Raw genomic sequence first — 10,388 nt, 5'->3', positions numbered from 1 at the left:
CGATCCATACCCGTCTACCGACCGAATCACCCTCATCGATCGGACCGGCTGTGCGACACACCCGCCCAACCCACAAACCAAACGCGCTCTCAGAGCGTGTTTGACGTCAGGTTTAACTAGGTCCGGATGAGGGGTTCGGCTGGCTTGGCACAGTGCTGGTTGGCCGCTGGTTGTGCCGGCGTTGACAGCCCAGGGAATGAGGACTCCGGGAACGGCGGGGTGTCCACGTGGTGTCGGAGCAGGCGGCGAGAGACGGTGATCCAGGCCAGGTTGCGTCCACAGCTCAACGGCGTGAGTGGACGGCAAAGCCGCGTGGGCGGCGGCTTTGCGGCGGACATCACCGGCCTCATGCCCAGCAGGGTTTCGCGGGTCCAGCCGACCAGGCGAATCATGGTCGGCGAAGACGAGCCGGACGGGGTGGCCATGGAGTCGCCGAGCCGGTATGTGGTGGCACCGCCACGGTCCTGTCAGATTGCGGCGAACAACGTCACGGAGGCGCGTTCATCGGCGAGATGTGAAGGGTGGCCAATAGTGGCTGCCTGGACTCGACATCAGGGCGGGTGTCGTCGAGCCCGTCGAACAGCCTCTCGGTGCGTGTGGGGCGGGCCCGGAGGATGGCCAGCTGTTCTGCGCTGATCTTGGCCATCGTCATCCACATCGACGTGCCGGCGAAGCATATTGACACCCTGCGACAGCATCGGACGGGCCGGGGCGAATATCGGTGTCTGTCTAATTGGTCGCTCCTCGCTCCATCTGACGGTGACGGGTCCCGCCGGGCGTATCAACCGCGCCGCGTCGCGCTCCTGAACAACGTCATCGCGTCGGCCCGGTAGGAGACAACGCGGGTCGGCGGTCCCTCGACGATGGGAGAAGCCTGTCATGGGCAACGTAGGAAGATACGTCCGCCGCTCGGCGCTGGCCGTGCTTAGTGGCACGGCGCTGGCCGCACTGCTGGCGGTCACCACCGCCGCCGCCGCGGCGGTCGAGGCGCGGCAGGACAAGGCCGCGGCGGCCCGCACCGACGTCTACATCCGGGACGTCACCGCCGATGTCGGCGTCCAACCCCACTCGTTCAACCCGCTGTGGGCCAGCCCCGACATCAAGGTCTGTCCGACCGCCGTCGAGTGTGCCGTCAGCCAGAACCCGATCGTCGGCGTCACCAACTACATCTTCATCAAGCTGCGTAACCCCGGCCCGTACGGTTCCGGCACCGGCAGCGGCGTGCTGCGGGTTTACCGGACGACGCCGGGTGGCGGTGCCGTCTGGCCGACGCACTGGACCCAGATCGGCGCGATGAACGTGACCGTCTTCGCCGGCACCACGACCGTGACGATCCCGTGGACCGGGGTGCCCGGACCGGGCCACTTCTGCCTGCTGGCCAGGTGGGTGTCGTCCACCGATCCGATGACCTTCGAGGGTCCGGACATCAGTACCAACACCCGCAACAACAACAACATCGCCTGGCGCAACGTCGACTCGGTGCGGCTCGTCGCGGGCGGGACGCCGGTCGTGCGGCCGTTCGCCATCGGCAACTCGCTCCGGGTGGCGACCAAGAACGACCTGGTCTTCACGCAGCCGGGGGAGCCGATCCAGGGCGTGGGCGGCCGGGTCGTCGTCGACCTCGGGCCGACCCTGTTCGAGCGGTGGCAGGCCGGCGGCAAGGTCGGCACCGGCATACGCGAGGTCGGCAAGAACCAGCTGGAGATCGTCGAACCGGCAAAGGCCAGTCTCGGCAACCTGTTGCTGGAACCGGGTGAGCGGGTCGAGTTCTCCCTCGCCTTCGCGGCTGCGGTCGCCTCGGACAAGGAGTTCGCGCTCGATGTGACCCAGTTCGGTCCGGACACGAGCGGTGCGGAGCGGACCGACCTCGGTGGTGTGGAGTACCTGATCAGCGTCGGGAAGCAGTAACCACGGCCACCAGCGGGGGTCGTGGGCCTGGGCAGCCCGCGACCCCCGTCGCCGCGCGCTCGCCGGGACGCTCTGGGCGTTCCGGGTGCGCTGCCGTCCCGGGTGGACGGTGGGTCAGCGCAGCGAAACCCAGGTGGTGGCCACCGCGTAGCCGTCGGTGTGGGCGCGCAGCCGGACCGGGCCGGGCGGGGGAGCGCCCAGCGAGAAGAAGCCCACCGCGTCGACCGGCGCCTCCGCGTACGTGCCCGAGGCGGTCTGGGCGGACACCCGCCCCCCTCGGGGCGGGGCGAGTTGACCGACGATGCCGGCGTCGGTCACCTCGATCTCCAGCGTCACCGCGGCACTGCGGAACGACAGCGTCCGCGTCGACCCGGCCGACCGGGTCAGCGCGGGCGCCGCGTCGCACGCCGAGTCGAACGTCAGCTCGGCGAGCGCCACCTCCGCGTCGACGTTTCGCCAGGCGAACGCCGCCCGCGCGGCGGTCAGGAGCTCCTCAGGGACCGATCCGGCCTCCCGCAGCGCCGCACCCAGCTCGGCGGTCAGGGCCGCGTCATCGGCCGGCGGCAACGGCTCCATCGCGTTCACCTCCGGTCGTCCGGGTTGCGGCAGTTCCGAGAAACGGGGCGAGCGCCGGGCAGTCCCGTAGCCGACGCAGGCATCTGGCCTGGGTCGGCCCGATGCTGCCGACCGGCACGTTCAGCCGTTCGGCGATCTCCCGGTAGCTGGCTGGCGGGTCGGCGGTCAACAGGGCCAGGAGCTTCTGGCAGCGCGGCGGCAGCTGCGCGAAGCCCTCCCGCAGTGCCTGCCGCCGCTCCGCGCGTAGCAGCTCCTCGTCGGGGGCCGCCACGTCCGCCGTGCGGGAGAAGCCATGGTACGCGTCCAGCGCGTCGTCGTACGGGTCGAAGAGCTGGGTGCGACGGCCGAGGCGGGACAGCCGGTAGCACTCGCGCCGGGCCGTGGTCGCCAGCCAGGAGGCGAGAGCCTGCGGGTCACGTATCCGGCTCAGCTGCTCGACGAGACGCAGCCAGACGGTCTGGTTGACGTCGGCGGCGTCGGCGCGGCTCAGGTCGTACGACCGGATCACCGAGTAGACGAGCGGGGTGTACCGGTGGACCAGCTCCACCCACGCCGACTCGTCCCCGCCCGCCGCGGCGGTCACCAGGTCGGTTGCGCTCGGGTCGGTCACGGCGACGCCTTCCGCCGGCTGGTGCGGCACTGCTCCGTCGCTCGCTGCCGCTCGTTCCCGCCGCGGCAACGCTGTACCCGGCGTCGGCCGGGACCACCGCACGGTGCTGCTGATCTGCTCGCGGCCCGCTCGCTCATCCGACGAGCACGCCGTAGTCGGGGTGCCAGCGCGGCGCCGCGAGCAGCGCCAGCCGGGCCGCGTCGGCGCTCAGGCCGCTGGCGGTCATCAGGGCGGCGAGCCGACCGGAGACGTGCGCCGTGGCGAACGAGGTACCGGCCCAGGTGGCGAAGCCATGGAACACCCGGGTCGGCAGGCCCGGCAGCGGCAACTGCCCCTCGACGTACGTGCTGTGGCGCTCGCCGACCGCGCAGACGTCGATCCACGGCCCGTACCCGCTGTAGGTGGCTGGCACCACGCCACCGGAACCCTGGCTGACCGCCGCCACCGCGACGACCTGGCCCAGCGCGGCGGGCCAGATCGGCCGGTTGGTGCCGGCGTTGCCCGCCGCTGCGACCACGGCGTTCGTCGCGGGTAGCGCGGCCACGGCGTTGGCCAGGGGCAGCGACGGCTTGTCGTCCTGGGTGAATCCGCTCAGGGACAGGTTGACCACGGACACCGCCGGCGCCAGCCGGGCCATCGCGGCCACCACCGACGCCTCGTCGCCGAGGCCGGTGGCGGTCAACGCCTGCTCCGGGTCGACCCGGACCCCCGGCGCGGCCTGCCTAACCACCCCGGCGATGAAGGTGCCGTGCCCGCCCTGCGGGGCGAGTACGTCGGTGTGCACGTAGAGCGGGTCCTCGTCGTCGACCTCCGGCAGGTACGCCCCGCCGAGCCACTGTGGGTGGTAGCCGCCGGCCTGCCGCCAAATGCCGGTGTCGCAGATCCCGACGGTCACCCCGGCGCCCTCACCCAGCCGGGCCGGGTCCGGCGGCGGCAACGCGGCGACCGTCGTGGGCGGGTTGCCCGGGTTGCCCATGATGTTGCCGCAGCCCAGCAGCACGTGGTGCGGCTGCACATTCGGCACCGGCCGCCCCGGCCACTGTTGGGGGTCGCGCAGCTTGGTCACGAGCGCGGGAACGTCGGTCTCCCGGTCGAAGAGCAGCCGGGTGACCCCGGCGAAGCCGTCGCCCACGGCCACCGCCTGGCCGCGGGCACGCAGCCAGGCGGTGACCCGCTGGGCGTCGGCGTCGGCGGCGAGCAGCTGCCGTGGCCGGTAGAGGAATTCCCGGCCCGGTGTGGTGTGCCGGCGGACGTTCTTGTCGGCAGCCAGCGCCTCGTTGAAGGCGCGCTGGTAGGCGTCGTCGTCCGCGCCGTCGGCGCGGGCCGGGGCCGCACGGGACCCGGCGGCGAACGACGCTGCGGCGGCCAGCGCGGACGCGGCCAGCAGTCGCCGTCGGGACAGTTGGCCGGCCGGGCGCGGCGCGGCGGGATAGTCAGGCGACACGGGTCCTCCATGCGGTCGGCAGAAGCGCCCGCCACTGGCCGGTGTGGCCACGTTTCCCGGGTGTCGTCAATTCTTCCAAAGCATAGGTGCGTGTCAATGGCGTTAATGGTGGGTGCAGATTCCCGACAGGCCCGCACAGACATTGACGGCTGGGCATCAGTTCGGGGACTCTGTGGGGCATGCCCGACAGCACCGGTTCCGGTGCCGGCACGGCCCAGGCGGCGCTGGACGCCGTCCAGCGCTACCCGCGCGAGGCGATCGCGATCGCCCAGCGGGTGCTGGCCGCCGGGCCCACGGCCGGGGCCGACGAGCGCTCCACCGCCGAGCGGGCCGTCGGTCTGGCCCTGCGAGAGCTCAACGACCTGCCCGGCGCCCTGCGCCACCTGCGCCGCGCGGTCCGGGCCGCCGGCACGCCCCGGACCCGGGCGTTGGCACGGATGAGCCTGGGTTACGTGTTGGCCAACGCCGGCCACACCGCTGCGGCGCTGCGCGCGGTGACCGCCGCGCTGCCCCAGCTCGTCGGCGCCGATGCGGGGCGCGCCCGGATGCAGCGGGGCGTGGTGCTGCACTACCGAGGTCGCTACGACGAGGCGGTACGCGACTACGGCCTGGCCGTCGACATCGCCCTGCGCGAGGGTGATCTGTTGCTGGAGGCGCGGGCACGCAACAACCGGGGGCTGCTCAACGCCCACCGGGGCGCCGCCGGCGGCACCGACGACGACCTGTCCCGCGCGGCAGCCGCCTTCCAACGGCTGGGCCTGGACCTCGCGGCGGCCGACGCCCGTTGGAACTGCGGCATCGCGGCCGGCCAGCGCGGCGACATCGCCGGCGCGCTGCGCTGCTTCGCCACGGTCGACGAGGAGTACCGGCGGCTCGCCGTACCCCGGCCGGCGCTGCTGCTGGACCGCGTTGAGCTGCTGCTGTCGGTGCCGCTGGTCGACGAGGCGGTGGTGGTCGCGACGGCGGCCGTCCGGGAACTGCGGCGCCGGGGCATGGCCTCCGACCTCGCCGAGGCGCTGCTGGCCCGGGCCCGTGCGGCGCTGCTCGCCGCGGACCTGGACACCGCGACCGAGGCCGCCGCCGCGGCCCGGGCCCGGTTCCGTCGCCAGGGCCGGCGCACGTGGGCCGTCTTCGCCCGGCACGTCGAGCTGCGCGCCGAGTACCGTCGGGGCACCCGCTCGGCACCCCTGTTCACCGCCATGGCGCGTACCGCCGACCAGCTCGACGCCACCGGGTGGCCGGGTCCGGCGCTGACCACCCGGATCGAGGCCGGCCTGGTGGCCGCCGCGCTGGGGCGGCCAGGCCGGGCCCGGAACCTGCTGGCGGTGGCCGCCCGGGCCCGCCGTCGCGGCACCGCCGACCGGCGAGCACAGGGCTGGTACGCCCTGGCCCTGTCGCGCCGGCTCGACGGGGACGAACCCGGGGCCGCCCGGGCGCTGCGGCGCGGGCTGGCCGTGCTCGACCGGCACCGCATGTCGCTCGGCGCCACGGAGCTGCGTGCCCACAGTGGAGCATACGGTCAGGAATTGGCGGCCGAGGGCCTCGACATTGCGGTCCGGGCGGGCGCGCCGGCGCGGGTCCTGGCGTGGGCGGAGCGGTGGCGGGCCAATGCGCTGCGGGCCCGGCCGGCCCGGCCTCCGGCCGACCCCGACCTGGTGGCGGCGCTCGCTGAGCTTCGACTGGTCAGCGGCCTGCTCGAAGACGAGGTGCTGGCCGGCCGCCCGGCAACCGCCCTGCGCGGCCGGCAGGCCCGGCTGGAGCAGCGCATCCGGGACCTGGCCCGGCGGGTGCCCGGTGGAGGCCCCGTGCTGGCCCCGCCCGGGGTGGGCGCGCTGGCCGCGCGGCTCGGCTCCCGGGTGCTGGTCGAGCTGGTGGCCCATGGCGACCGGATCCGGGCGGTGCTGGTCCGCGACGGCCGGGCCAGCCTGCACGACCTAGGCCCGCTCGCCGCCGCGGCGGACCTGGCCCGCCGGCACCGGTTCGCCCTGCGCCGGCTGCTCACCACCGGCGACACGGCCGCGGCGCGGGCGGGGGCCGGCGACGCGGCGGCGGCCCTGGACCGGCTGCTGTTCGCCCCGCTGCGGCGGTGGCTGGCCGACCGGGCCCTGGTGATCGTCCCGGTCGGGGCGCTGCACGCGGTGCCCTGGTCGGCGCTGCCCACCTGCGCGGGGCGTCCGGTGACCGTCGCCCCCTCGGCCACCGCCTGGCTCGGGGCGGATCGGCGGGAGCTGCCGGCCGGGCCGCCGGTCCTGGCCGCCGGCCCGCGCCTGCCGGCCGGGCACACCGAGGTATGCCGGCTCGCCCAGGTCCTGCCCGGGGCGCGGCGGCTCACCGGGCCCGACGCCACCGCCGCGGCGTTGACCGCCGCGCTGGACGGGGCGGGGCTGGTGCACATCGCCGCCCACGGCACGTTCCGCGCGGACAACCCGCAGTTCTCCACCCTGGAACTGGCCGACGGGCCGCTGTTCGCCCACGAGTGGGAGGCGGTCGCCCGGCCGCCCGGCTGCGTGGTGCTCTCCGCCTGTGACTCCGGCCTGACCGGGCTACGCCCCGGCGACGAGGTCATGGGGTTCACCGCGGTGCTCCTGGCGCTCGGCACCCGGTGCCTGATCGCGACCGTGTTGCCCGTGCCGGCCGAGCCCACCACGGCACTGATGCTGGACCTGCACGCGCGGATGCGGGCGGGTGCCGGTCCGGCGCGAGCCCTCGCCGACGCGCAGTGGGCGTTCGGTGCGGCGGGCGGCGGTCCCGCCCGGGCCACCGCGGCGGCGTTCGTCTGCTTCGGGGCTGGCTGACCGGAGCGGGAGCGGTCGCTCAGCCGGCCATGATCAGCCGCAGCGCGGTGGGCGCGGTGGGCGCGGCGGTGCGCGGTGCGCGGTGCGGGCAGGCGCAGCGGGCCGGCGCCGGGCACGATGACGCCGAGCACCCGGACCCCGACATGTACTGTGCCAGAACTCTCTCTACGCAACACTCAGCGGCAGACCGCGCGAGCCGTCCTACGGCCTCACCCGCGGATGCATCACCGGCAAGATCCGCGGGGTGGATCTGTCGCTGGCGCCGAATCCGGCCCTGGTGCCCAAGTCGGTGAGTGGGCGGAAAATCGAGACCTGTCACGTCGTTGTTGCCGGCCGGGGTCACGTGTCGAACTTTAATCCATCTGCAGATTTACATGCATCAATGCCATTGATCGCTCACTGTTAGTAGCCTGCTGCGGACCCGTCCGGTCGAATGTCTCTCGTGCTCAGCAATCGTTGGGGAGAACCAGGCGTGCAGAAGAAGAAGTTGTTCATCAGCAGCGCAGCGGCACTATCGGTCAGCAGTCTTCTGCTGGTCGTTCCTCTGAGCGGGGCGAACGCGGCTGACACCAGTCCCGCCGCGAGTAAGAAGCCGTCCGGGATGACTGCACTGTCTCAAACGACAGGGACTCCCGTAACAGTCTTGGCGGGCGCGAACAATATCTCCTTCGCCACCTGCCCCGCTGGCACGATCATCACCGGAGGAGGCGGACAGACATCCGGGTTCGACATCCTCCTCACTGACTCGTTCGCGTCGGGCAACGGCTGGGCGGTACGAGGCTCCAACCGGGGAACCACGGCTCAAAACCTTACGGCCGTCGCCGTCTGTCTCGGGTAGACCAGCTCCCAGATGAGCCCGTTACCCCCCCGTGCCGGGGGTAACGGGCCCGCGGTCATCCCGGGCGTCGACAGCGCCGTTAGCCCAGTCGGTCCAGCTTCTCGCGGGCGGTGGTGTTGGTCCGAGGCGTGAGGACGACGAGGCGCAGGTCGGTGTTCTGGGTGGTCAGGACGTTGGCGTCCAGCGGGATGGCGCCCACGCCCGGGTGTACGGCGGTCTTGTGCGCGCTCTCGTGATTGGCCACCGCTTGGAGGGCCCAGAGGCGGCAGAACCTGTCGTTCCCGGCCATCCGCGAGATCAGTGCCGCCACGTCGGGGTCGTTCGAATAGCGGGCGCTGGTGGCGCGCAGGTCGGCCACCAATGACTGCTCGAAGTAGGCGCGCTCGGTGTCGGTCTGGCGGACACGGGGGTTTCGGGACTCGAACTGGATGATCAGGGCGTTGCGATCGTCGACGGCTGCGTCCGTGGGGTCGCCGAAGACGGCCGCGAACAACCGGTTCCAGTGCAGCAGCCGCCAGACGGCGTCGTAGACGGCCACCGGGGTGCCGCCGAGGTGGTCGATGACGCGGTGCAGGCTGCTGGGGATCAGGTGGGGTATCCGGTCCGGGTCCGCGGCGAAGCCCGCCAGGCGCATCAGGTGCGCCTCCTCGTCGTCGGAGAGTCGTAACGCGCGGGCCAGTGAGGTGCATACCTGCGCCGACGGTGTCGCGGCCCGGCCCTGTTCGAGGCGGGCCACGTATTCGGGGGAGATGCCTGCCAGTGCTGCCAACTCGCCGCGTCGTAGCCCGGCGACACGGCGGGGTGATGCGTTCGTGACACCGACCACGGCCGGGTCCGTGCGATCCCGCCAGGCGCGCAGCGCCGCTCCGAGGTCACTCATCACCCCATAATCCGCCATCGGCGTCGGAAGCTGGGTGGTACTAGCGGTACGCGGAAGACCGGTGCCTTCCACACTGGTGGATCCGCCCATGAGGATGGGAATCATGAGCAGAGTGACCAGGATGCACCACATCGGAGTGCCGGTCAGCGATCTGGCGCGGTCGGTGCGGTGGTACGAGGACGTCCTCGGCATCGCGCCGAACGGCGTGACGATCTCGGCGACGAACCCGGCGATCGGTGCGGTTGTCGAGGTGGAGAACGCGTCGATGCGGGCGTCGTTCGCGCTGGCCGGTGACAACGTCCTGCTGGAGCTCATCCAGTACGACAGCCCGCAGCCGAGGCCCTTCACCGGGCGCAACTGCGACGTCGGAGTGATGCACCTGTGTTTCGAAGTCGACGACCTCGACGCGGCGCACCGCGAGCTGGTGGAGCGGGGCGTGCACGTCAACGCCGAGCCGGTCGTACTCCAGGACGGCGACGGCGTCGAAGCGGGGGCGCTGGCCGGGACGAAGATCCTCTATCTACGTGATCCCGACGGCATCCAGCTCGAGTTGTTCGAGTTGCGGTCGTAAGGGCGCCGACTCCAGACCGGCGGCTGTCGACCTGGTCGGTGAGCTGCCGCGGATACCATCGGTCGGGCCGGCCAGCTAATACTCCAGCAGGAGATCCGTTTCAGGGCTCGATGAGGGCTTGTCGGGCGTAATGGCTGATCTTGGCTTCCGCTTGGTGCTGGCGTCGGAAGATGGACCAGGCGATGACGTCGCTGACCCGTCGGGTGGGTTCGATGATCAGGGCGTGGAACAGCCGGCGGAGTTCGTTGACGGTGATCGGGATCAGGCCGTCCGGGCTGGTGGTGCTGGCCGCTGCTGCGGCGGCGAGGAACGCGTGAGCGGCGATGACGAGGGTGGTCCAGCGGTGCCAGGCTCGCCAGCGGCGGTGTTGGTGCTGGTCCAGGCCGAGGCCGGTCTTGGTGGCCTGGAACGATTCCTCGATGCTCCACCGTCTGCCGGCGACGGCGACGAGGTGGTGCAGCGGAACGACCTCGGGTGACCAGCAGCGGTAGAACGCCAGCTCACCGGTGGTGCGGTTGCGGCGGATCAGCAGCCAGTGGCGACCGTCGTGCTCATCGGCGGCCAGGGGCAGGGTGATGAACGCCCAGTCGTAGTAGCGGTGGCCCTTCGCCCCCTGGCCGGCGGAGATCCGCTGCCACGCCCGTGTCGGCAGGTCGGCGGCGATCTGGTCGGCTCGCTGGATGCCCAGTCCGGTGGGGACTCGGTGCGAGCAGGCGACCGCGAGGACGTAGCCGAGTCGATGGTCGCGTAACGCCGCGGCCAGGTT

The 10,388-nt window shown here is 72.4% G+C and carries 9 protein-coding genes and 1 pseudogene; 4 read left to right on the top strand and 6 right to left on the bottom strand.

The genetic code is table 11. From position 1 onward, the window contains the following. Positions 1-487 precede the first annotated feature (487 nt). On the bottom strand, positions 488-646 hold the full coding sequence (locus tag ABZU91_RS32605; protein ID WP_355249121.1) for a hypothetical protein: 159 nt from the start codon (positions 644-646) through the stop codon (positions 488-490). Positions 647-879: 233 nt separating this feature from the next. Here ABZU91_RS32605 and ABZU91_RS32600 point away from each other — a divergent pair, with 233 nt between their 5' ends. Next, positions 880-1,908: a hypothetical protein gene (locus ABZU91_RS32600; RefSeq protein WP_355249118.1), complete on the top strand. Its 1,029-nt coding sequence runs from the start codon at positions 880-882 to the stop codon at positions 1,906-1,908. 114 nt (positions 1,909-2,022) lie between these two features. Here the strand turns inward: ABZU91_RS32600 and ABZU91_RS32595 are convergent, their stop codons facing one another. From ABZU91_RS32595 to ABZU91_RS32585, 3 genes are all read right to left on the bottom strand, one after another. After that, a complete protein-coding gene (locus tag ABZU91_RS32595; protein ID WP_355249115.1) occupies positions 2,023-2,484 on the bottom strand; it encodes a hypothetical protein in 462 nt (153 codons plus the stop codon). Then, positions 2,459-3,094, bottom strand: a complete 636-nt coding sequence (locus ABZU91_RS32590; RefSeq protein ID WP_355249112.1) for a sigma-70 family RNA polymerase sigma factor — start codon at positions 3,092-3,094, stop codon at positions 2,459-2,461. The genes ABZU91_RS32595 and ABZU91_RS32590 overlap by 26 nt, the downstream gene beginning before the upstream one ends. Positions 3,095-3,227: 133 nt before the next feature. Further along, a complete protein-coding gene (locus ABZU91_RS32585) occupies positions 3,228-4,538 on the bottom strand; it encodes a S8/S53 family peptidase (protein ID WP_355249109.1) in 1,311 nt (436 codons plus the stop codon). A gap of 179 nt (positions 4,539-4,717) precedes the next feature. Here ABZU91_RS32585 and ABZU91_RS32580 point away from each other — a divergent pair, with 179 nt between their 5' ends. Continuing rightward, a complete protein-coding gene (locus ABZU91_RS32580) occupies positions 4,718-7,333 on the top strand; it encodes a CHAT domain-containing protein (protein ID WP_355249106.1) in 2,616 nt (871 codons plus the stop codon). Between the two features lie 472 nt (positions 7,334-7,805). Then, on the top strand, positions 7,806-8,171 hold the full coding sequence (locus tag ABZU91_RS32575; protein ID WP_355249103.1) for a hypothetical protein: 366 nt from the start codon (positions 7,806-7,808) through the stop codon (positions 8,169-8,171). Positions 8,172-8,250: 79 nt separating this feature from the next. Here the strand turns inward: ABZU91_RS32575 and ABZU91_RS32570 are convergent, their stop codons facing one another. Next, positions 8,251-9,051 carry a helix-turn-helix transcriptional regulator gene (locus tag ABZU91_RS32570; RefSeq protein WP_355249100.1) on the bottom strand — a complete coding sequence of 267 codons (801 nt, stop codon included), beginning with the start codon at positions 9,049-9,051 and terminating at the stop codon, positions 8,251-8,253. Positions 9,052-9,154: 103 nt separating this feature from the next. Between ABZU91_RS32570 and ABZU91_RS32565 the strand changes: the two genes are divergently transcribed. After that, positions 9,155-9,622 (top strand): VOC family protein, encoded by a 468-nt coding sequence (locus tag ABZU91_RS32565; protein WP_355249097.1) that lies wholly within the window; start codon positions 9,155-9,157, stop codon positions 9,620-9,622. Between the two features lie 100 nt (positions 9,623-9,722). Here the strand turns inward: ABZU91_RS32565 and ABZU91_RS32560 are convergent. After that, positions 9,723-10,388 (bottom strand): annotated as a pseudogene (locus ABZU91_RS32560) (IS701 family transposase); the annotation flags it as partial.

It is taken from the genome of Micromonospora sp. NPDC005174, from assembly GCF_040608495.1.
Lineage (GTDB): Bacteria > Actinomycetota > Actinomycetes > Mycobacteriales > Micromonosporaceae > Micromonospora.
Note: the sequence above shows the minus strand (reverse complement) of the source record. Positions and strands in the feature narration are given on the sequence as shown.

Coding starts and splice junctions, on each gene's coding strand:
- ABZU91_RS32600 (WP_355249118.1), top strand. CDS start 880: ATGGGCAACGTAGGAAGATACGTCCGCCGCTCGGCGCTGGCCGTGCTT.
- ABZU91_RS32605 (WP_355249121.1), bottom strand. CDS start 646: ATGGCCAAGATCAGCGCAGAACAGCTGGCCATCCTCCGGGCCCGCCCC.
- ABZU91_RS32595 (WP_355249115.1), bottom strand. CDS start 2,484: ATGGAGCCGTTGCCGCCGGCCGATGACGCGGCCCTGACCGCCGAGCTG.
- ABZU91_RS32580 (WP_355249106.1), top strand. CDS start 4,718: ATGCCCGACAGCACCGGTTCCGGTGCCGGCACGGCCCAGGCGGCGCTG.
- ABZU91_RS32565 (WP_355249097.1), top strand. CDS start 9,155: ATGAGCAGAGTGACCAGGATGCACCACATCGGAGTGCCGGTCAGCGAT.
- ABZU91_RS32570 (WP_355249100.1), bottom strand. CDS start 9,051: ATGAGTGACCTCGGAGCGGCGCTGCGCGCCTGGCGGGATCGCACGGAC.